Origin of the sequence: Acrocarpospora pleiomorpha (genome assembly GCF_009687885.1) — a bacterium.
GTDB classification, from domain to species: domain Bacteria; phylum Actinomycetota; class Actinomycetes; order Streptosporangiales; family Streptosporangiaceae; genus Acrocarpospora; species Acrocarpospora pleiomorpha.
Map to the genome: position 1 here is coordinate 131,936 of NZ_BLAF01000024.1, position 20,226 is coordinate 152,161.

The following is a 20,226-nucleotide window of genomic DNA, read 5'->3' on the forward strand; positions in this document are numbered from 1 at the left end:
GGACTCCAGGTCATAGGGAACTTCCCGAAGTCTCGATCACCCGCGGTAGCGGGCCGTAGAGCCGGGAGACCCTTGGTCCTTGTACCTTCGGCGGCGATCGAGAGGACCAAGGACCCTGACCGGCCCGTCACCCCGAGTCCAGCGTGGAGGTGACGAAAGGAGCAGATGATGAAGGCTCTCGTGTACCAAGGTCCCGGCAACCGATCATGGCGTGACATGCCGATGCCCGAGGTCGTCGATCCGGGCGACGCCGTCGTCCGGGTGGACGCGGTGACCATCTGCGGCACCGACCTGCACATCCTCAAGGGCGACGTGCCCACCGTCGATCAGGGCAGGATCCTCGGCCACGAAGCGGTCGGCACGATCGTCGAGACCGGGTCCGGCGTCACCACGCGCCGGCCGGGCGACCGCGTGCTCGTCTCGTGCGTCACGGCGTGCGGGCGCTGCCGCTACTGCCGGTCCGGCATGTACGGCCAGTGCCTCGGCGGTGGCGGCTGGATTCTGGGGCACCGGATCGACGGCACCCAGGCCGAGTACGTCCGCGTCCCGTTCGCCGACACCTCCACCTACCTGGTTCCGGACGGCGTCGCCGACGAGAGCGTGCTCATGCTCGCCGACATCCTGCCGACGTCGTACGAGGTGGGCGTACTCAACGGGCGCGTCCAGCCGGGCGACACCGTCGCCGTCGTCGGTGCCGGGCCCATCGGGCTGGCCGCCATCACCGCGGCCCGGCTGTTCACCCCCGGGCACATCGTCGCGATCGACCTCGCCCAGCCGCGCCTGGACGCGGCGCTCCACTTCGGCGCCGACATCGTCACCGAACCGGAGCGAGCGCAGGAGACCGTCGCCGAGCTCACCGGCGGCCTCGGCGCGGACGTGGCCATCGAGGCGGTGGGCGTCGCGGACACCTTCGAACTGTGCACGCGCCTGGTACGGCCCGGCGGGCATGTCGCCAACATCGGCGTGCACGGCGGCCCGGCGACGCTGCACCTGGAAGACCTGTGGATCCGCAACATCACGATCACGACCGGGCTGGTCGACACGCACTCCACGCCCACCCTGCTGCGCATGATCGAGGCCGGCCGGCTGGACACCGGCGCGTTCGTCACGCACCGCTTCGCGCTTGCGGAGATGGAGAAGGCGTACGAGGTCTTCTCGGCCGCGGCCACGACAGGCGCACTCAAGGTCGTCCTCACCCGCGAAGGGATGTAAAACTTTCTAGACACCAAGTCAAAGATTTGCTACCTTCGGGATGTCAAAGATTCTGTACATCCTGAAGGGCGGGGTATGACACTCGAGGAGAAACGGGCGTGGATCCGGCTGGTGGTGGCCGTCGCCGCGTACGGCGGGTATGTGGCCGTGGTGCTGACCCAGGCCGGCGGGCGACCGCTGGCTGAGGCGCCCTACGGCGCGGCTCTGCTGGGGAGCGTGGGGGCGGCCATCATCGCCGCGATCGTGATCGAGATCGTGGTCAACGCGCTGGATCGGCAGGCGTCCCTGATGAAGGACGAGAGGGACCGCGAGATTGGGCGGCTCGGAGACCACGTCGGCCAGTCGTTCGTGGTGATCGGCGGGGTCGCGGCGATGCTCATGGCGATCGCCGAATGGGAGCACTTCTGGATCGCGAACGTGGTCTACCTGTGCTTCGTGCTGTCGGCGGTCCTCGGCAATGTCACCAAGGTCATCGTGTACCGCAGGAGCCTCCCGTAGTGGTGAAGCCGACCAGCGTGACCAACCGCATCCGCGCGCTGCGTTTCGCGAACGGCGAGATGACCCAGGCCGAACTGGCCGAGCGTATCGGCGTGACCCGGCAGACCCTCATCGCGATCGAGCAGGGACGCTACTCGCCGTCCCTCGAAATGGCCTTCCGGATCGCGCATGTGTTCAAAGTTCCACTCGAAGAAGTATTCCAATACCCCAATTCGGAGACGCAATGAAAGCGATCGCCCAGGACGTGTACGGCTCAGCGGATGTGCTCCAATTACGCGACGTCGACCAGCCGTCCATCGGAGCGGACCAGGTGCTGGTCCAGGTGCGTGCCGCCGGGGTGGACCCGGGCGTCTGGATCTGCATGACCGGCCGGCCGTACGCGGCGCGGGTCGCGTTCGGGCTGACCAAGCCCAGGGTGGCGGTGCGCGGCCGGGCACTGGCCGGCGTGGTGACCCAGGTCGGCGCCGACGTGCAGGCGTTCAAACCCGGCGACGAGGTGTACGGCACCAGCAGCGGCGGCACGTTCGCCGAGTACGCGGCCGTCCCCTGGAAGCGCCTCGCCCCCAAGCCGCCCAGCCTGTCGTTCGAGCAGGCCGCGGCCGTGCCCATCTCCGGGGTGACCGCGCTGGAAGGCGTCCGCGGCCGGGTAAAAGCCGGGCAGAAGGTCATGGTGATCGGCGCGGCCGGCGGCATCGGTTCGTTCGCGGTGCAGATCGCCAAGGCGTACGGCGCGACCGTGACCGGCGTGTGCGGCACCGGCAAAGCAGAACTGGTGCGCTCCCTGGGCGCCGACGACGTCATCGACTACACCCGCGAGGAGGTCGACCGCGACGGCCCACACTACGACGTAATCATCGACACCGCAGGCTGCCGCCCACTGTCCCTGCTACGCCGCGCCCTAACTCCCCGCGGCACCCTGGTGCTGGCCGGCGGAGGCCATGACGCGGGCGGCCTGTTCGGCGGCTACACCCGCCAGATGCGCGCACCCCTGCTATCGATGTTCACCAGCCAACGCCTACAGGGCCTGACCTCCCACGAACGCGCCCAGGAACTGAAGGAACTCACCCAACTCATCGAATCCGGCAAGGTCACCCCAATCATCGACCGCGCCTACCCTCTCGCCGACGCCCCCAACGCAATCCGCTACCTAGCCGAGGGCCACCCCGCCGGCAAGGTCATCATCAAAATCTGACGTCAAGCAACGGCGATGAGCGCGGCGATGAGTCCGTACTCGATGGCCGTAGCGGCGGACGCGGCAGTCTGTGTCGCAACGATGGCCGCCAGAGCAACGGTGATCGTGATGACGAACCTGATAGAAGTACGCATTGCATCACCTTCCTATGACCCGGTTCTCCTCGGTATTCGGTGCCGGGCGGGACTTGGATCGCATCGGCTCGGTTGAATTTCGCTACACGAGTCGCGATTCGACGTCGATCCACTCGCGTAGCTGACCGGCGAGGCGCTCACCCTGGACGTTGTCCAGGTGCCATCGGGCAGCATTGACCATTGCTCTTGCCCGGCGGGACTCGTTGGCGCAAGTCTCGGCGATCGTCGAGCATGGCGACCCGGTCCAAGCCAACCGGGATGGCGTCAAGGCAAGCGCGGACGACGACATCGGCGGATGGCAGCAGCGCCGACTCGACTCCCTTGCTCCGCATGTCGGCCACGAAGTACGCCATCTTCTCGGCGTGCTCCGCTTGGGTGAAGACACCTCGCACATGTCCTTGACCAAGCAGCCAGCGTTTCAGCTCCACCCAGTCTCCTGGTTGCTCGCCAAGGCGGGAGTCAATGACCACGAGCAGGTACAGCCACCAATTGACCCGCCCGCTTGGTTCCGGCTAACGGCGATCCAGCCAGTCCCGGCGCTCGTCGTCGCCGAGTCGCAGGACGTGGGCCAGCCCATCCTTGATCGCCTGACGCTGAGCCCCCAAGCGCATGCCCGCTCCAAGGCCCGCTACATACGAGAACGAGTCACAAATGGATTATGCCCGCATCACCCTCGTCGACAAGGCGACTGATCCGATCGACGACGGCGTAGTTCAGTCCAATGCGCCGAGATGGTTCCGCGTGGTTGACATTTACCACGACCAGGGACGCCAAGCCGTCTATCCGAAACAACGCCTCAGTTGACAGGTGCGCCAAACGGATCTCCAGGAGGTCGCCAGCCCATGAGCGACCGTAAACCGTCCAGGGATCCACTCCGTAGGCGACCATTTTCATGACCCAGGCGTGCTGGAGTAGAGGCGGGTCATCGTCCTTGGGCATGCCGAAGGTGCCGTCATCTGGCGGGGCGGCGCGGAGCGAGATGCCTTGCGCGGCGATTACGTCGCGCAAGACATCCCGCGATGAGGTCGAATAATCGACCTGGCACTCGATGGCGTCGCACCCTGGTGGTGTCACCATGAGCAGGCCACGGTCGCCGTCGAGCCGAATCGACGCGAAGCTCAGACCCTCGGCAGCGTTGGCCCGCTGCGTCGCCGCCACGTCGTACAACAATTTCAGACGTGCGATCATCTCGGGCTGATACTCGACCGGGGCGTCGATCCGCATGTGAAGTCCTCAACCACTAGGGAATCGGCAGGAGTGGGCCGGCGAAAACCCCGCTCACCCAGTTAGGACACCAAGTCTTACCCACGCAGAACGAGGCGGGGACTCCGAGAGTGCCCTGATATTTTTGTGATTCAGTATTGAAATCCACGATCGTCTGGACAGCCTGACTTTCCGCCACGGCGCCAGACCACAGGAGCGGAGCGCTGTCCTTGGCCGCAGCCTTGACCTCTACGGTCACGGTGGACTCGCGGTGTCGCGAGTCATCCACTTGCACCATCAGAGTTCGTCCGTCTGGACGAGTCCAGAGGCGTTCGACGCTGGGGCCAGCGGCGTTCACCGCAGCCTTGTCGCCGGTCCGAGCGCTTGCCCAGAAGTCGCCGAACGTCCATCCCGCCGACAAGGTCATCATCAAATCTAATCAAGGCCAGACGGCGCTATGTGGAGGCCCGTCAGATATATGAGGACCTTCTGGAGATCGAAAATAGCGTCCTCGACGCCGATCACTCCGACTCTCTGCTACGAGCCACGAACTCACGCATAACTTTGGCGCGTAGGGCAGCGTTGCCCGTCGGGTAGGCCCCTCATTCCTCCTCATACCCGTCGTCGATCTGCTCCAGTTCGTAGATGGCATCTGTGGGCTCCCACGACAGAAGATCCTGCTCGTCGCGGGCCACTTCTTGCTCAGCGCGCATGCTCTCAAGCGCCCGACGCTGCTCATCGAAGGTCAGGTATCGCTCGTGCGCAATCCGCTCGGCGTCCTCGTGTGACACCCGGCCGACCCCGGTGAGCACCTGCATCTCATTCATCCCGATGAACCGGTCCGTGGCTGTCATCCAGTCGGATAGTGAGATCTGCTGCCTGCGCCGGGTCCGCAACTCCGCGAAGTCGAGGAACTGCGTGGTCAGCATGTTCAGGTCGGTGATCTCGTCCTGACTCAGGTAGTTCTTCGCCGTCCCGACGTCACCTTTGCGCACCCGCGAGCCCTTCCAGGACGTCAGCCCCATGTTCGGCTGCGTCAAGTCGGCTCGCTTGACGGTCAGTTCGGCGGCCGTGTGCCCCGTCACGGCGTAGATCAGCTTGTTCTGCACCGTCGCGAAGAATGTTCGGGATCGCTGCGAGGCCGGGTCGTAGTCGCCGGCAGCGGCGAACAGATCCCGGAGTTTCTGGTAGAACCGCTTTTCCGAGGCCCGAATCTCCCGGATCCGTTCAAGCAGCTCGTCGAAGTAGTCGAAGCCGCCAGGGTCCTTCAACCGCTGGTCGTTGAGGACGAACCCCTTGACCAGGTACTCCCGCAGCACCGTGGTAGCCCACGTACGGAACTGACTACCCCGCGCCGACCGAACCCGATAGCCGACGGCGAGGATCATGTCGAGGTTATAGACCTGAATCTGCCGCCGAACCTCACGTGAGCCCTCAGTTCGAACTATCAAGTGTTGCTTGATAGTTGCCTCCGACACCTCACCGTCCTTCAAGATCGCGAGGATGTGGAGGTTGATGTTCTGAATGGTCCGGTCGAACAGTTCGGCCATCTGCGCCTGCGAAAGCCAGACGGTCCCATCGACCGCGCGGAACTGGATCTCTACGTGTCCGTCCTCGGTCCGATAGAGGATGATCTCCCCACCCTGCTCGCCTGACTCTGACATCTCGCCTCCCCTAGCATCTGTTCACAGGCGATAACTAGGACGTTATACGCCGGAGGCCCGTCTCACGTCCTCGGAACCGGTAATCAGGCCAGGTCACCCGCCAGGCCAGCCTTCCCGACCAAAAGGCCCCCAAGTACGTACAAACGCCTCGCCGCTCGATACCGGCTTCCTGACCTCTCCCTGGCCGTACCTCCGCTCGACCCAACACACACCACTTCTGCCGTGCTGACCAGGTTCTCGAGGGCTCGGGCGCGACCGTGGCTTGACATTATGCAGGTAAATACCTGCATAATGTGGGCTGTGGTCGCAGAGATGGACAAGGTCTTCAAGGCGCTGGCCGACCAGACTCGGCGGTACCTACTGGACAGGCTTCACGAGCGCAACGGGCAGACGTTGGGCGAGCTGTGTGAGCACCTTGACATGGCGCGTCAATCGGTAACCCAACATGTGGCCCTCCTCGAAGCCGCCAACCTGATCAGCACGGTTCGGCGGGGACGGGAGAAGCTGCACTACCTCAACCCCGTTCCCCTCCACGAGATCCAGGAACGGTGGATCGACAAGTTCGAGCGTCCGCGTCTTCGGACGCTGAGCGCTCTGAAACGACGAGCAGAGGAGCATGACATGGCCGACAAACCGACTTTTGTGTACGTCACCTATATCCAGAGCACGCCGGAGAAAGTCTGGCACGCCTTGACCGACGCCGACCTCACCGCCGAGTACTGGGGCCACAGCAACGTCTCCGACTGGCAGGTGGGCTCCACCTGGGAGCACCGCCGTACCGACGGTTCAGGCATCGCCGACGTCGTCGGCACGGTCCTGGAGACCGTGCCGCCCAAGCGGTTGGTGATGACCTTCGGCGACCCGTCCCAGGTCACGTTCGACATCGAGCCCTACGGCGAGATCGTCCGACTCACCGTCACCCACGAAAACCTGGCCAACCAGGCCGACTACGACGCGATCTCCGCCGGATGGCCAGCCGTCCTGGCCAACCTCAAGTCCCTCCTGGAAACCGGACACGTCCTCCCGCAGGCCCCCTGGGAGATGCACGCGGAACTCCGGGCCGCTCAGATGGCACAAAACGACCCTCGGTAACGCACGCCAAGCGCCGGGAATTGGGCCTCTCCCCTGAAGGACGCGCTCCAGGTTACACGGTCCCTGATCTGGTCAGACGGCGGCGTTTCCTTCTTGAATCAAAGCTGTATCATTGATTCAAGGGAGGGAGCTATGGACATCCACGCCATCGGGGAACGCGTACGCAGCGAACGCGAGCGGGCTGGCCTCACCCAGCGGGAACTGGCCGAATTGGCCGAGCTGTCGCAGCCCACCCTGGCCCGAATCGAGCTGGGCACCCGGGCCCAGCTCGCTATCGCCGAACTCGACCGTATTGCCACCGCCTTGCGCATCCCCCTCGCCGATCTCACCCGCGGCAACCCGGTCCGCGAGCGCGTCCGTATTGCCGCGCGCATCGGCCAGGCCGACCCGGAGGCGACGGCCGCCGCAGTACGGCAGGCCGTTGACATCCTGGTCCTTGACGACCGGCTGGATCGGCTGACCGCACCGTGCCCCGCCCCCGCCACGACAGCGGCGCCGTACCTGCCCCTGCCCGACCCCGGCACACCGCCCGAGGCGCAGGGGCAGGCGCTCGCCCGCGCGGTCCGCGATCTCCTCGATCTCGGTGGCGCCCCGCTGGCCGACCCGGGAGAACTCGCCGAAAGGCTGACGGGCGCGGACACCGCGGTGCTCAACTTCCCCGCCGGGATCAACGGATTCACCCTCACCGACCCCGTCCGCGGCATCGTACTCATCGCCGCAGGATCCCGGGCCGTCGCCGAACGTCAGCGGTTCACCTTCGCCCACGAACTAGCCAACCTGCTCTTCGGCGATGGCGACCACAGCGACGCGGTCAGTACCCACCGCACCCCTGCCGAGATCCGCTGCGACGCCTTCGCCCGCCACCTACTGGCCCCGCACGACGGGATCCGCGCCTGGCTCGGACCAGACCACGCCAGCCTCGATGAACGCGCCTGCGCCCTGCTCGCCCGCCATTTCGGCGTCAGCCTCATGGTGATCCTCATCCAGGCACAGCACATTGGCTTGCTCACGCCTGCCCATGTCAACGAACTACGCGGACCAACCGGGGCCCAGCTCGCCCGCCGTTACGGGTGGGCCCAGCAGTACGAACGTGAGCAGGAGGCCGCCCACACCCGGCGCCCACCCCGCCGCATCCTCGAACGCGCCACGACCGCATACCGCACCGGACGACTCAGCATCCGGACACTGGCGGCGCTCGAAGGCCGCGACCCAGCCGATCTCGAGAACGGCCTTTCCGACGCAGGTATCACCCCGCGCCTGGCGCCGGTCCGCCACGCGGACCTCGGACGCCTCCTCACCCGAGCCCGCGCCACCCCGGAGGAGACCTGAGGCGTGCCCGATCCTGATCGACGTGCTCACTCAGGCAGGGCTCGTCCTCTTGGTCCCGCAGGAGGTGCGCCGCGAGATCACCGGGAAGGATCGGAAATACCCGGGCCTGCGACAACGCTGGGCGCGACTGGAGGCAAGCGATCGAATCCGCGTGCTCCCCGACCGCATGTGGCGTTCCTGGGGCTGCCGGATGCGGTCATGAGCATGCGGACGGGCATCTGCTGGAGGTGGCGCTTGCCATTCCCTGGGACATGCCGCCGCATCGTCCCCTGCCGCCAGCCGTCGGCAGAAATCGTCCTCCCACCAGTCCATCGAGGCTGCCGCACCGCCGATTAGCACGATGGCCGGGTCCTGCGAGTCACCCATCGTCCACCCCTGCGACATTACGGCCAGGGGCTGACATCCCTTGCGTGCTGCGCGGGCGATGGGTCACTATGGTGTACATGATCTATGGGAAGGGCGGCCACCGCCCCAGCCGGTGAACCCCGGCACGTGGAAGCTGGGTAGCGATCTCGTCGATGACCGTCCCACCTTCCTCGCACACGCGCTCGCGATGTCCCTGCGGTACGGCCCAGGCCCCTGGCCAGAAGAAGAAGCCCACCACCTGCCCGACGACGAGCCTCCACCCGACGACGGAAAACCGATCATGACCAGCGTCGTATGGGATGGCATCGCCAGTCATCACATGCGAGCCGAATCCGACGCTGAGCGCGTCACAGAGATCTCGGACCTGCTCACTCGGCTCGTCTCCGATCAACCCCGCCACGCCGACCTCGTCCAACTGCACGATCGGCTTGCCGCGACTTCGGCGATCGACGTGGCCGACGACCTCGTCGCCCAGATCCGGCAGCGGCGTCTGCCCAAAGATCGGATCGGCCAGATCGGGCGGCATCTGGCCGAGCAGGGCACCCGCCGCGACATCGTCAAGATCGGCATTGTGCTGCTCGGGGCCGCGGGTGACGAACATGACCGCGACCTGCTGCTCCTGCTCGGCACGCTGGAGGAGTTCACCCTCTACGCGGTGATCGCGCTGAGACGCACCCAGCCAAACGGGCAGCGCGCGGTTTACGAGCTGGCGCGCCGCGTCCGGAATTGGGGGCGCATCCATGCCGTCGAACGCTTGAAGGGCTGCGACGACCCCGAGATCAAAGGCTGGCTGCTGCGCGAGGGTTTCCGCAACGGCATCTTGAACGAGTACCTGGCCTACATCGCCGCCACCACCGGTGATCTGTACTCGGCGCTGCTCGAACCCGATGTCGACGACGCCCTGCTCGACGGTGCCGCCGCCATCCTGGCCGCCCTCGCGGAGGAACACGGCCCGGCTAAGGACATGATCGACTACGCCGACGCGCTGCCCGCCATGAGCCGCTTCGCCGACCTCCTGGCCACGCGGGCGGCCACCCTCCGCCGACTGAACAACCTGATCGTGATCGCGACGTTCCTGCGGAAGCCCGGCGAGAAGGCACCCTGGCCGGTCGGCGAGATCGCGCGGCTGCGCGGTCGCTACGACGGCATCCTCGCCGATGCCAGGTGGCGTGACCTCGTGCTGGACCACCTCGCTGACCCGCACCGGCCAGACTTCAACCGTGGGCTGTGGGCGGCCGAACGGCTTCGGCTGCCGGTCGTCCCGCAGGTCATGGCATATCTGGAGATCGAACCGCTGGACGAGTTCGCCTGGTACCACGCCATCCGCCTGACCACCTCCGAAGACGTCCACCGGCTCTGCGGGCTCGCGGAGCGGCTGCTGCCGCTGCGGAATCTGGCCAACGGTCCAGGCGATCACTACGGGTTCGGTCCTGGGTGCGAGCCCGATCGCGCACTGGAATCCGTCGTGAGCGGGCTTAATACCAAGCCAGGCGCGGGGCTGCCGCTGATCGATGTGGCGCTGCGCAACCGGGTTGTCCGGATCCGCCGTGCCGCGATGTCCGCGTTGACCGCATGGCCACCGGACGCCGTACCGGAAGAAGCCCTCGCCTGGGTGCGCGCCGCGAGCACGGTCGAGCCCAACGAGGAGATCCGCCGGGAGATGACCGCTTTCCTCGAACACCGGTAGAGCCGGGCTCTGTGTCGGGGCACAAACGCGACGGCCGGAATGTTGCGGCGCAGCGCGCAGACTCGGCCGTCGCGGCCCTGCGACCTTGGGGGGACCCGACGAGGTGAGGAGCGGAGATGGCCATCGAGCAGGATCGGGGCACCGGCGCGCCGCGGCCCTTCCGGCCGGCGTGGTCGCGGAGTTCGTGGGTGAGCTACTGGCAGGGTCACGACGAGGGCATCGCGGTCGCGTTCACCGGTGCAGGCCCGCGCCCGCCCATGAGCCTCCGCAACGTCCTGCTGCTCACTGGCGACCACCCGGACGCCAAGCCCGTCTTCGACCTGGACGGCGTCCAGCTCGTCTGGACCGCACGCACGCTGCGCCACGACGGGACGCTGCTGTCGCAGGGCATGGCCGTACGGGTGGGTCAAGTGAGGGCGCGGCGTAGTAGGAGCCAGGCGCGGGTGGCGGTTGGGCGGCGGGAGGGTGCTGGGGTTTTGGCCAGGAGGCTGGCGATCATGCTGATTGCGAGGCGTAGTTCGTCGGTTCCTACGTCGGGTCTGATTACGCCGGATTGTCTGGCCTGGTCGAGTTTGCTGGCGAGCACGATGGTCATGCGTGCGTCGATGCGGGCGAGGTCGGCTTCCAGTGAGGACGGGCTGATCATGTCGATGAAGGCGGTCGAGGCGATGGCCTGGTCGGTGAGGAGGGCGAGGAGGTCCTCCAGGGTGGAGGCAGGCTTGGCGGCCAGGGTTTCCATGGCGGTGATGTTGTCCTCGAAGACGGCCAGGGCGAGGGTCATGCGGTTGGGGAAGTGCCGGTAGAGGCTGCCCTGGCCTACGCCTGCCCGGCGGGCGACCGCGCTTAGGGGTGCGTCGTATCCAGCGGTGGCGAAGACCGCGCGCGCTGCCGCGATCAGCGCTGCCCGGTTTTCCGCGGCGGCGCTGGGGCCCCTGTTGACGCGCTGCGCATTCGTCATACAAGCTACCGTACCAACCGGACAAAGTTGTCCGGTTGTTGCGGAAGGGATCGTGCCATGACCGACCTAGCCGACAAGACCTGCCTGGTGACGGGGGCGGGCTCAGGGATCGGGCGGGCTATGGCCCGCGCCTTCGCGGAGGCAGGCGCACGTGTGGTGGTCTGCGACATCAATGAGGTGTCCGCCCGGCAAACCGCCGCGGAAATCGGCTCCGATACCCTCGCGGTCCCGGCCGATGTCGGCGACGAGGCGTCGGTCAATGCGCTGGTCGAGCGGGCCATCGGCGAGTACGGCCGGATCGACGTGCTGTGCAACAACGCGGGGATCCTCGACACCATGGCGCTGCCCGCCGAGATCTCGGTCCAGACCTGGGATCGCGTGCTGCGGGTGAACCTGAGCGGCACATTCCTGCTCACTCGCGCCGTCCTGCCGCACATGCTCGGCCAGGGGGGTGGCGCGATCATCAACACCGCCTCCGAGGCCGGCATCCGCGGGGGTGCCGCCGGTGTCGCCTACACCGCGTCCAAGCACGGCGTCGTCGGTATCACCCGCAGCGTTGCCTGGGCGTACGCCAAGGACGGCATCCGCTGCAACGCCATCCTGCCGGGCCCCACCGAGACCGGCATCAGCGAGTCGTCCGGCGGTTTCGACCCCGCGGGCGCCGCCCGCCTGGGACCCGTGCTCGCGCTCGGCGAGCGGCTGGCGCAGCCCGAGCACATGGCCAGTGTGGCCGTCTTCCTCGCCTCTGACGCCGCCGCGTTCATCAACGGGGCACTCGTACCCGTGGACGGCGGCTGGTCGGCGGCCTGAACGATCGGAGGGTCAGCACGATGGACGAGCAATGGGACAAAGTCGTCGACATCCTGGTCGCGGGATCGGGCGCCGCGGGGCTGACTGCGGCCATTACCGCCGCCGACGCGAGGCTCGACGTCCTGGTCGTGGAGAGCACGGCCAAGTGGGGCGGCACCACGGCGATCTCCGGCGGAGGGCTGTGGATGCCGGTCAATCCGCTCATGGTCCGGGCGGGCGTCGCCGACTCCAGAGAGGAGGCCCTGCGCTACATGCAGGAGGCGATCGGCGAGGCGGGACCGGCCTCCTCGGGCGAGCGCCGCCGGGCCTTCCTGGACAGCGGGCCGGAGGTGGTCCGGCTGCTCGGCCGCCTGGGCGTACGGTGGCGGCGTTCGCCCGACTACCCCGACTACTATCCCGACCGGCCCGGCGGCAAGGTGGGGCGCGGGATCGAGGTGGCGCGCCGTTCGACACCAAGCGGCTGGGATCCTGGTATTCGACCTCGCGAGCCGCCGACGGCCTGCCCGCGCCGGTGATGACCAACGATGTGTGGCTGCTCGCGCGGGCCTGGTCCACGCCGAGCGGGTTCGTGCGTGGGGCGCGCTTCGTGTTCCGTACCATCGGCGGACTGGCGACCGGCAAGCGCCTGGTCGGGCTGGGGGGTGCGCTCAGCTGCTCGCTCATGTGGATCGTGCGGGATCAGCAGACTCCCGTCTGGTTGTCCTCCCCGATCGTGGATCTGGTTGTCGAGGACGGCGCCGTCGTGGGCGCGGTGGTCGACAAGGAGGGGCGTCAGGTGCGCGTACGGGCCCGGCGGGGTGTCGTGCTGGCGGCCGGTGGCTTCGCCCGCAACAAGGAGTGGCGGATGAAGCACCATGGCGTCCCCGGCTACTCCGCCGCCCCGGAGGGCGACCTCGGCACCGCCATCGGCATCGGCGCGGGCGTGGGCGCAGCGCTTGAACTGATGGACGACGCCTGGTGGGGCGCGGGCACGGTCGGTCCGGACGGCAGCCACGGCTTCATCCTGTCCGAGCGGTCGATGCCCTTCTCCATCGTGGTGGACGCGGCCGGCGACCGCTTCACCAACGAGTCGGCGTCCTACATCGATTTCGGCCACGCCATGCTGGGACACACCGTACCCGGACCGACCTGGCTGATCACCGACGTACGGCATACCCGCCGCTACCTGTCCACGTCCTACCTGGGCCGCAAGAAGCAGTGGCTGGCCGCGGGCATCCTGGTCGAAGCCCCCACGCTGAACGAACTGGCCGAGCGGATCGACGCCGACCCCGCACGGCTGGCCGCGACCGTCGACCGGTTCAACGGCTTCGCCCAGACCGGCGTCGACGCCGACTTCGGCCGCGGCAGGACCGTCTACGACAACTACTACGGCGACCCCAGGGTCAAGCCCAACCCCAACCTCGGCCCGCTGGAGCGCGGCCCCTTCCGCGCGCTCCGCCTGTATCCGGGCGACCTGGGCACCAAGGGCGGCCTGCTGACCGACGCCGACGCCAGGGTGCTGCGGGAGGACGGCTCGGCCATCCCCGGCCTGTACGCCGCCGGCAACACCACCGCCTCGGTCATGGGCCGCACCTACCCGGGCCCCGGCTCGACCATCGGCCCGGCCGTCGTGTTCGGCTACCGCGCCGCCCGGCATGCCGCAAAGCGGTAGGACCTCGCCTGCGGGAACCGCGGAATCGCCGACGCGGCCCAGCGCGCCGGTGTCGGCCTGATCGCCACCCACAATCAGCCGAAACGTGAGCCGCTTCCCCCATCGCCGGGTATCTGCGCGCCCCTGCTACAGTCAACGAATATGAAAATCATTCCCATGCGCTGGGGAGTCGCGGCCTGCCTGTTGATGACACTCACGGCCTGCGGCAACGGCGTGTCTAAGAAGCAGGAGCCCGGGGCACAGGCAGTGCGGCTGAAGAGCTGTGCCCTCCCCCTGCAGGTCACCTCCTCCCCCCGGCGAGCCGTTGCCATGGAGCAAAACGCGACGGAGATCATGCTGACTCTCGGGCTGGGAGGGCAGATGGTCGGCACGGCGTACCAGACCGACCCGGTGCTGCCGGAACTCAAGGAGGCCTACGCGCGGGTCCCGGTGCTCGCCAAGCAGTACCCCGGCCGGGAGGCGCTGCTATCCAGCAGGCCGGACTTCGTCTACTCCATGCGCGCCTCAGCCTACGCACCTGAAGCGGCAGGGCCTCGGGACGGCCTCGCCAAGCTGGGCGTTCCCGCCTACCTGTCGTCCAACGACTGCGAGGACCCCGCACTGATCCCGCCGTCCGCGGAGATCGAGGCGCTGTACACCGAGATCGAGGAAATCGCCAGGATCTTCGGTGTTCAGGACCGGGGACAGACCGTGGTCGCTGAGCTGCGCCGACGACTGGAGGAGGCGAAGCGCTCGGCGCCCGCGAACCTGGACGCGAGTGTCATGTGGTACTACTCCGGCACCAAAACGCCGATCATCGCCGGCGACACAGGCTTGCCGGGCACCTTCAGCGAGTTGCTGAAGGTGCGCAATGCCTTCGCCGACATCTCCCGGCAGTGGGCGGAAGGCAGCTGGGAGGAGATCGCGACACGTGATCCAGACGTGATCGTGCTGGCTGACCTCACCCGGGGCGGCGACGGTGACAGCGCGCAGGCCAAGAAGGACTTCCTCCGGAACGACCCCGTCGCTTCCCAGCTCACCGCGGTCAAGGAAAACCGGTTCATCGTCGTCCCCGCGTCATCGCTGGACCCATCCATCCGCAGCGTCAGCGCGATCGAGCAGGTCGGCCAGGGACTGGCCCGCCTGTACGGCTGAACCACCATTGGCAGGAGACATCATGACCATTTCCGATACCTCCCTCACTGCCCGCGACCTGCTGGACCGGTGGGAACAGCAGCAGAGCGCCTATGTGGCGCACCGTGAGAACCGCTTTCTCGTCATGCTCGAAATCCTTCGCCTGCACTCCCCGGAGACGCTCACCGTGCTGGATCTGGCCTGCGGTCCTGGCTCGATCTCCGACCGTGTGCTCGCGCGGCTGCCCGGCTCCCGCGTGGTCGCGACCGACTACGACCCCGTGCTCGCCCGGCTCGCCGAAACGGCCCTCGCCGAGTACGGCACCCGGTCGGAAGTGATCGACGCCGACCTCGCCACACCGGGGTGGGCGGACGCGTTCAGGCCATGGCGGTTCGACGCCGTGCTGACCTCGACGGCATTGCACTGGCTCTCGCCAGGACAGTTGCTGGGTGTCTACACCGAACTGGCGGGCATCCTGCCGCCGGGCGCTCTCCTGCTCAACGCCGATCACCTCCGGTTCGAGCCGCATCTGCCCACCCTGCGCGAGATCTCCGCCGGCCACGACGCGCAGGTGCAGGGTTCCGCCTTCGCGGCGGGCGTCCCGACTTGGGATCAATGGTGGGCCATGGCCGCGGAGATTCCCGAGTTGGCCGAGCGGCTCCCCGAACGCGAGCGCCGCTTCGCGGATCGGCCGCCTCAGCCCCTGGCCCCCCTGGAGTTCCACTTGGCCGCGCTGCGCACCGCCGGCTTCGCCGAGGTCGGCACCGTATGGCAGTACCTCGACGACTACGTCGTCTTCGCCAGACGATGACGACGGCGACACGCTCCGCCCCCGATCAGGGGACCCCCGTTCCCTCACGCTGGCCTCGCGCCACGCTCACCATCGTTTCGGGGTCGCTGATCCTGCCGGTGGCGATCGTGGTGGCTTCGATCGTCGGTGCCGCCGGGCTCTCGTCCGGCGACGTCCTGCGAACGATCGCGGTGCACGTCGGCGTGCCCGTGGAGCCGCTCCCGGCACTCGACGACGGGATCATCTGGGAGCTGCGCCTGCCCAGGGTGTTGCTGGCCGTACTGGTAGGTGGCGGGCTGGCGGTGTGCGGGGCGGTGTTGCAGGCCCTGACCCGCAACCCGCTGGCCGATCCCTACCTGCTCGGCGTCTCCTCCGGCGCGTCCACCGGTGCGGTGCTGGTGCTGGTGCTCGGGGTCTGGAGCGGCGCCGCGGCCCTGTCGGCGGGTGCCTTCGCCGGTAGCCTGCTCGCCTTCTGCTGCGTCCTCGCCGTGATCCGCATGAGATCGGGCGGCTCGGTCTGGATTGTGCTGGCCGGAGTCGTGGTGTCCCAGATGTTCAGCGCGTTGACGAGCCTGATCGTCATCTGGGCCGGCGACGCGCAGAGCACGCGCGGGGTGACCTTCTGGTTGCTGGGCTCGCTGGCGTCGGCCACCTGGACGGGTGTGGCCCTGTGCGCCTTGGTCACCGCGGCCGGCGTGCTCTGGTGCTGGGCGGCGTCCCCGGCGCTCGACGCCTTCGCCTTCGGCAGGGAGGCCGCCGCGTCACTCGGCATCGCCCCCGCCAGGACCGAACTGGCGTTGTTCGTCGCCACCGCGCTCACGACGGCCGTCGTGGTATCGGCCAGCGGCGCGATCGGATTCGTCGGCCTGGTCGTCCCGCATGCCGTACGCGCTCTGGTCGGCAGCCGTCATCGTCGGTTGCTGCCAGCCTGTGCCTTGTACGGCGGCATCTTGCTCCTGGGTGCGGACACTGTCGCCCGCACCGCGTTCACCCCGCGGGAGATTCCGGTCGGCGTGCTGACGGCGCTGACCGGCGTGCCGGTATTCGCGGTCATCATGTGGCGACGGAGGGACCCGGCGGGATGAGCCTGAGCGCGCATGACGTGGCCTGGTCCGCGGACGGGCGTCCCATCTTGGATGGGGTTACCGTCGCCATACCGGCCGGTGGCCTGACCGGACTGATCGGGCCGAACGGCTCGGGCAAGTCCACCCTGCTGCGGCTGCTCGCCGGGCTGCTGCGGCCGCGGGGCGGCCTCGTCCTGCTCGATGGGCGGGACCTGGACGGGTTGCCCCGGCGCGCTGTCTCCCGCCGTCTCGCGGTCGTTGCCCAGGAGGTGAACACCGAGGTGGAGATGACCGTCCTGGATGTGGTGCTGCTCGGCCGGATCCCGCACCGCGGACCGCTCGCCGGGCCCGGCGATGCCGACCTGGCGCAGGCGCGCCGGGTTCTGGCCAGTTGCGGCATGGCTGGGCTGGAGCGCCGCCGCTGGTCCACACTTTCCGGCGGCGAGCGCCAGCGGGTGAACATCGCCCGCGCACTGGCGCAGGAGCCGTCAGAGCTGCTGCTGGACGAGCCGACCAACCACCTCGACATCACCCACCAGCTCGCTCTGCTGACCATGGTGGCCTCGATCCCGGCCACGGTGGTGGCCGCGCTGCACGATCTCAACCTCGCCGCCCAATACTGCGATCACCTGCTGCTGCTCGAGTCCGGCCGATTGATCGCCGCCGGTCCTCCCGAGCACGTCCTGACCGAGGAATGGATCGAGCGCGTCTACCGGGTCCGGACTGAGATCACGGTACCCGCGGCAGGCCGTCCTCACCTTCGATTCCTTGCTCCTCTGCTGGACGGCGCGAACGACAGCTGAGCAGTGACCAACTCCGGTCCGTGCGCGGCGAAGGTCTCGCCGTCCATTTGTCGGGCAGCAGCGAAAAGGGTTTGCGCACCTGGCGGCAGGTTCGATAGAACGTCTCGTCCGAACAACGAGAGGAGGGATGAGCCGATGCGTGCCACGACCGTCGTGCCAGTTCCTTCCTGGGGTGCGGCCGAGAGCTGACCCTGGGGCGAGCGGGCACACCTGCCAAAGGAAAGTGCCTTGACCCAGAACGACCTGACCATGCGCCCGATTGTTGGGCGCGAAGAACTCGAACTTTTCTGCCGCCTGCCGTACGTGCTCAATGACGAGCTGGCGGACGACCTCGATTCGGGCCGGCGGCGGCCTGAATGGATGTGGATCGCGCTGCGGGGAGATCGCCTTGTCGCCAGGCTGGCCTGGTGGGCGCGGCGTAAGGACGATCCGCCGTTCCTGTTGGACACCTTCGATCTCGACGACGCCGAGCGTCTCGACACCGGCGTCCGGCTGCTGGAGACCGCGATGGCCGCGACCCTGCCAGCTGGCGCTGTCCCGCCTGAATACAGCCGGTACGTCCCTCCGGGCTGGCGTGACGACAGCACGTCCAGGCGTGCCGTCGAAGACCGGATGGCCGTACTCGAACGGGTTGGCGCCCGGCTGCTCGTCGAGCGGCTGCGGCTGGAGTGGCGCCCTGGGACGCCGATTCCCAAGCCGAGCGGGCGCCTGAAATTCCGACCGGTCGGCGACCGGGAGGAGTTCGTCGACCTGATGACCGCGGTCCTGGACGGCACCCTCGATGCGCACAGCCGTGCTGACCTGGACCGGAGTCCGGCCGCCCAGGTGGCGGCCGAGCAGTACGACGGCGAACTGATGGACTACAAGGGCCCACGGGATTGGTGGCGGATCGCCACGACGCCCGGCGGCGAACCCGTCGGATTCGTCATTCCGACGTGGAACAGCTACAACCCGATCATCGCGTACATCGGCGTGCTTCCCGCGCACCGGGGGAACGGCTACATCGACGATCTCCTCGCTGAAGGGACGCGGATCCTCGCCGCACAGGACGTGCCCCGGATCCGGGCGTCCACCGATGTCGGCAACGTCCCGATGGCTCAGGCGTTCGAACGTGGCGGATACGTCAACTTCCAGGGTGAGATCAACATGACTTGGAGCTGAACCGCAACATGGTTTGTTGTGTTTTGTCACGAAAGCTATCCCCAGAGGCACATACTGGTAGGGATGAAGCCAGCCAGTGAACCCCGTCGTCACCTGCCCACAAGTCCCTTCAAGCGCCCGCGTCCCGCGCCGCCCGTCGAGCGGTTCAGCGTGAACGACCAGGTGACCCATGATCGGTACGGCCTCGGCGTCGTCATCGGTGTAGAAGATGAGATCGCCGTGCTGGTCGATTTTGGATCACAGCAAGAACGAATCACGACACCGTTCCACAAGCTGTACAAACTCTGAGACCGCAGGGAAGCACACGGCGCCAGCAGTGTGCTTCCCGGTCATCGGGTTCCCGTCTGGGAGACAGTGGTGAGACTCCTCGATCAGGATGCGCTCGAACGCTCCTCGGTCGCGGCCAACTGCGCGATGAACCGGGAGCGCCGCCTGCCCGGTTACAACCGCGAGCTAGGCCTGAACGTCATCGAGTTCCTCAGTTCCCGCGCCGCTTCGGGAACGCCGGTGCGGTGGTTGGACCTGTGCTGCGGCACAGCCAACGCGCTCTTCGAGACTGCGGCGAGCTTTCCGTCCGAGATTGAGATCACCGGTGTGGACTTGGTCGATTTCTTCGCGGGTCCGCCGCGCCCACCCCGAGTTCGGCTGCTCACGGCGTCGGTCGCGACGTGGGAGCCTGAGGGCACGTTCGACCTGATCACAAGTGTGCACGGGCTGCACTACGTCGGCGACAAGCTCGGCGTGATCGCCAACGCGGCGCGGTGGCTGGCCCCGGACGGTCTGTTCGTCGCCAACTTCGACGCCCGCAGCATCCGCCGCGAGGACGGGTCTCCGGCTGGACCACCTCTGGTCAGAACGCTCCGCGCCGAAGGTCTGAGCTACGACTCCCGAAATAAGCGGATCAGCTGCCGCGGATGGCGAGAGATCCGCATGCCGTACACCTTCGTGGGCTCAGACGACCAGGCAGGGCCGAACTACACGGGGCAGCCTGCGGTCAACTCGCACTACGCGCGTGCCGTCGATTCATCGGGTCGGTAGTGCTTCTGGCCCGCCACATCTGGCCTTTTCTTCGTCGTCGGGCTGTACTGAGCCGGGAGGGGGAGCGCCTCCCGGCTGCTCGGCTTAAGGGCTGGTGCAGGTGACTGAGGTTGGAAGCGCGTTGGTGCTGCCGTTCCAGCTACCGAGGAAGCCGAACATGGTGGTGCCGTTCGCGGGTACGGAGCCGTTGTAGGAGACGTTTCTCACCGCGATGTTGGCGCCCGTCGTGGCTGCGGTGCCGCTCCAGATTTGTGTGATCGTCTGGCCGTTGGCGAAGGCCCACCGGACGGTCCATGCGTTGATCGGTGCGTTGGCGGCGCGTACCGTCACCTCGCCTTGGAAGCCGCCTGGCCATTGTGAAATGACGCGATAGGTGGCGCTGCATGGGCCGTTCGTTGGGGTGGGGGTTGGTGTGGGAGTGGGCGTTGGAGTTGGGGTAGGCGTGGGGGTCGGAGTTGGGG

At 67.4% G+C, this 20,226-nt stretch carries 23 protein-coding genes; 17 read left to right on the forward strand and 6 right to left on the reverse strand.

The features are described 5' to 3' along the window. Window positions 1–165: 165 nt before the first annotated feature. From Aple_RS22265 to Aple_RS22280, 4 genes are all read left to right on the forward strand, one after another. The gene (locus Aple_RS22265; protein ID WP_246264692.1) at window positions 166–1,212 is read left to right on the forward strand and encodes a zinc-dependent alcohol dehydrogenase family protein; all 1,047 of its coding nucleotides are present in this window, start codon (window positions 166–168) and stop codon (window positions 1,210–1,212) included. A gap of 75 nt (window positions 1,213–1,287) precedes the next feature. Next, complete coding sequence (locus tag Aple_RS22270) at window positions 1,288–1,710, forward strand: hypothetical protein (protein ID WP_155346596.1); 423 nt, start codon at window positions 1,288–1,290, stop codon at window positions 1,708–1,710. Next, a complete protein-coding gene (locus tag Aple_RS22275) occupies window positions 1,710–1,937 on the forward strand; it encodes a helix-turn-helix transcriptional regulator (RefSeq protein WP_155346597.1) in 228 nt (75 codons plus the stop codon). Before Aple_RS22270 ends, Aple_RS22275 begins: the two co-directional genes overlap by 1 nt. Continuing rightward, window positions 1,934–2,902, forward strand: a complete 969-nt coding sequence (locus tag Aple_RS22280) for an NAD(P)-dependent alcohol dehydrogenase (protein ID WP_155346598.1) — start codon at window positions 1,934–1,936, stop codon at window positions 2,900–2,902. Before Aple_RS22275 ends, Aple_RS22280 begins: the two co-directional genes overlap by 4 nt. 2 nt (window positions 2,903–2,904) lie before the next feature. Here Aple_RS22280 and Aple_RS55590 read toward each other — a convergent pair whose 3' ends face one another. The 4 genes from Aple_RS55590 to Aple_RS22295 all read right to left on the reverse strand — a co-directional run bounded on the left by Aple_RS55590 (window position 2,905) and on the right by Aple_RS22295 (window position 5,903). Beyond that, window positions 2,905–3,036, reverse strand: coding sequence for a hypothetical protein (locus Aple_RS55590; protein WP_281361589.1), 132 nt, complete (start codon window positions 3,034–3,036; stop codon window positions 2,905–2,907). A gap of 137 nt (window positions 3,037–3,173) precedes the next feature. Next, window positions 3,174–3,464, reverse strand: a complete 291-nt coding sequence (locus Aple_RS22285) for a hypothetical protein (protein ID WP_155346599.1) — start codon at window positions 3,462–3,464, stop codon at window positions 3,174–3,176. A gap of 217 nt (window positions 3,465–3,681) precedes the next feature. After that, entirely contained in the window at window positions 3,682–4,260 is a 579-nt protein-coding gene (locus tag Aple_RS22290) for a hypothetical protein (RefSeq protein ID WP_155346600.1), read from the reverse strand. 581 nt (window positions 4,261–4,841) lie between these two features. Further along, window positions 4,842–5,903, reverse strand: a complete 1,062-nt coding sequence (locus tag Aple_RS22295; protein WP_155346601.1) for a virulence RhuM family protein — start codon at window positions 5,901–5,903, stop codon at window positions 4,842–4,844. A 300-nt stretch (window positions 5,904–6,203) separates the two neighbouring features. Between Aple_RS22295 and Aple_RS22300 the strand changes: the two genes are divergently transcribed. The 3 genes from Aple_RS22300 (at window position 6,204) to Aple_RS22310 (ending at window position 10,377) form a co-directional block, all read left to right on the forward strand. After that, window positions 6,204–6,995 (forward strand): ArsR/SmtB family transcription factor, encoded by a 792-nt coding sequence (locus tag Aple_RS22300; RefSeq protein WP_246264693.1) that lies wholly within the window; start codon window positions 6,204–6,206, stop codon window positions 6,993–6,995. 132 nt (window positions 6,996–7,127) lie between these two features. Further along, complete coding sequence (locus Aple_RS22305) at window positions 7,128–8,324, forward strand: helix-turn-helix domain-containing protein (RefSeq protein ID WP_155346602.1); 1,197 nt, start codon at window positions 7,128–7,130, stop codon at window positions 8,322–8,324. A 478-nt stretch (window positions 8,325–8,802) separates the two neighbouring features. After that, window positions 8,803–10,377, forward strand: a complete 1,575-nt coding sequence (locus Aple_RS22310) for a hypothetical protein (RefSeq protein ID WP_155346603.1) — start codon at window positions 8,803–8,805, stop codon at window positions 10,375–10,377. Window positions 10,378–10,783: 406 nt separating this feature from the next. On the opposite strand, the gene Aple_RS55595 is transcribed toward Aple_RS22310, so the two are convergent. Further along, the gene (locus Aple_RS55595; RefSeq protein WP_155346604.1) at window positions 10,784–11,335 is read right to left on the reverse strand and encodes a TetR family transcriptional regulator; all 552 of its coding nucleotides are present in this window, start codon (window positions 11,333–11,335) and stop codon (window positions 10,784–10,786) included. 57 nt (window positions 11,336–11,392) lie between these two features. On the opposite strand from Aple_RS55595, the gene Aple_RS22320 reads away from it, so the two are divergent. The 10 genes from Aple_RS22320 to Aple_RS22360 all read left to right on the forward strand — a co-directional run bounded on the left by Aple_RS22320 (window position 11,393) and on the right by Aple_RS22360 (window position 19,765). Further along, window positions 11,393–12,145, forward strand: a complete 753-nt coding sequence (locus Aple_RS22320; RefSeq protein ID WP_155346605.1) for an SDR family NAD(P)-dependent oxidoreductase — start codon at window positions 11,393–11,395, stop codon at window positions 12,143–12,145. A 20-nt stretch (window positions 12,146–12,165) separates the two neighbouring features. Beyond that, a complete protein-coding gene (locus tag Aple_RS56340; protein WP_344316291.1) occupies window positions 12,166–12,660 on the forward strand; it encodes an FAD-dependent oxidoreductase in 495 nt (164 codons plus the stop codon). Then, window positions 12,660–13,796: an FAD-binding protein gene (locus Aple_RS22325; RefSeq protein ID WP_344316292.1), complete on the forward strand. Its 1,137-nt coding sequence runs from the start codon at window positions 12,660–12,662 to the stop codon at window positions 13,794–13,796. The genes Aple_RS56340 and Aple_RS22325 overlap by 1 nt, the downstream gene beginning before the upstream one ends. A 141-nt stretch (window positions 13,797–13,937) precedes the next feature. Further along, a complete protein-coding gene (locus Aple_RS22330) occupies window positions 13,938–14,930 on the forward strand; it encodes an ABC transporter substrate-binding protein (RefSeq protein WP_155346606.1) in 993 nt (330 codons plus the stop codon). A 22-nt stretch (window positions 14,931–14,952) separates the two neighbouring features. After that, a complete protein-coding gene (locus Aple_RS22335; RefSeq protein ID WP_155346607.1) occupies window positions 14,953–15,720 on the forward strand; it encodes a class I SAM-dependent methyltransferase in 768 nt (255 codons plus the stop codon). Further along, window positions 15,717–16,784 (forward strand): FecCD family ABC transporter permease, encoded by a 1,068-nt coding sequence (locus Aple_RS22340; protein ID WP_155346608.1) that lies wholly within the window; start codon window positions 15,717–15,719, stop codon window positions 16,782–16,784. The genes Aple_RS22335 and Aple_RS22340 overlap by 4 nt, the downstream gene beginning before the upstream one ends. After that, on the forward strand, window positions 16,781–17,566 hold the full coding sequence (locus Aple_RS22345) for an ABC transporter ATP-binding protein (protein ID WP_155346609.1): 786 nt from the start codon (window positions 16,781–16,783) through the stop codon (window positions 17,564–17,566). Before Aple_RS22340 ends, Aple_RS22345 begins: the two co-directional genes overlap by 4 nt. Window positions 17,567–17,794: 228 nt before the next feature. Continuing rightward, complete coding sequence (locus Aple_RS22350) at window positions 17,795–18,727, forward strand: GNAT family N-acetyltransferase (protein ID WP_218038462.1); 933 nt, start codon at window positions 17,795–17,797, stop codon at window positions 18,725–18,727. A 150-nt stretch (window positions 18,728–18,877) separates the two neighbouring features. Continuing rightward, window positions 18,878–19,015, forward strand: a complete 138-nt coding sequence (locus Aple_RS54610; protein WP_246264695.1) for a hypothetical protein — start codon at window positions 18,878–18,880, stop codon at window positions 19,013–19,015. Between the two features lie 69 nt (window positions 19,016–19,084). Continuing rightward, window positions 19,085–19,765 (forward strand): class I SAM-dependent methyltransferase, encoded by a 681-nt coding sequence (locus Aple_RS22360; protein WP_246264696.1) that lies wholly within the window; start codon window positions 19,085–19,087, stop codon window positions 19,763–19,765. An 84-nt stretch (window positions 19,766–19,849) separates the two neighbouring features. Here Aple_RS22360 and Aple_RS22365 read toward each other — a convergent pair. Next, a partial coding sequence (locus Aple_RS22365) for a cellulose binding domain-containing protein (RefSeq protein ID WP_174889857.1) occupies window positions 19,850–20,226 on the reverse strand: 377 nt, incomplete at its 5' end.

Coding starts and splice junctions, on each gene's coding strand:
- Aple_RS22265 (WP_246264692.1), top strand. CDS start 166: ATGATGAAGGCTCTCGTGTACCAAGGTCCCGGCAACCGATCATGGCGT.
- Aple_RS22270 (WP_155346596.1), top strand. CDS start 1,288: ATGACACTCGAGGAGAAACGGGCGTGGATCCGGCTGGTGGTGGCCGTC.
- Aple_RS22280 (WP_155346598.1), top strand. CDS start 1,934: ATGAAAGCGATCGCCCAGGACGTGTACGGCTCAGCGGATGTGCTCCAA.
- Aple_RS55590 (WP_281361589.1), bottom strand. CDS start 3,036: ATGCGTACTTCTATCAGGTTCGTCATCACGATCACCGTTGCTCTGGCG.
- Aple_RS22290 (WP_155346600.1), bottom strand. CDS start 4,260: ATGCGGATCGACGCCCCGGTCGAGTATCAGCCCGAGATGATCGCACGT.
- Aple_RS22295 (WP_155346601.1), bottom strand. CDS start 5,903: ATGTCAGAGTCAGGCGAGCAGGGTGGGGAGATCATCCTCTATCGGACC.
- Aple_RS22305 (WP_155346602.1), top strand. CDS start 7,128: ATGGACATCCACGCCATCGGGGAACGCGTACGCAGCGAACGCGAGCGG.
- Aple_RS55595 (WP_155346604.1), bottom strand. CDS start 11,335: ATGACGAATGCGCAGCGCGTCAACAGGGGCCCCAGCGCCGCCGCGGAA.
- Aple_RS22320 (WP_155346605.1), top strand. CDS start 11,393: ATGACCGACCTAGCCGACAAGACCTGCCTGGTGACGGGGGCGGGCTCA.
- Aple_RS56340 (WP_344316291.1), top strand. CDS start 12,166: ATGGACGAGCAATGGGACAAAGTCGTCGACATCCTGGTCGCGGGATCG.
- Aple_RS22325 (WP_344316292.1), top strand. CDS start 12,660: ATGACCAACGATGTGTGGCTGCTCGCGCGGGCCTGGTCCACGCCGAGC.
- Aple_RS22330 (WP_155346606.1), top strand. CDS start 13,938: ATGAAAATCATTCCCATGCGCTGGGGAGTCGCGGCCTGCCTGTTGATG.
- Aple_RS22335 (WP_155346607.1), top strand. CDS start 14,953: ATGACCATTTCCGATACCTCCCTCACTGCCCGCGACCTGCTGGACCGG.
- Aple_RS22340 (WP_155346608.1), top strand. CDS start 15,717: ATGACGACGGCGACACGCTCCGCCCCCGATCAGGGGACCCCCGTTCCC.
- Aple_RS22345 (WP_155346609.1), top strand. CDS start 16,781: ATGAGCCTGAGCGCGCATGACGTGGCCTGGTCCGCGGACGGGCGTCCC.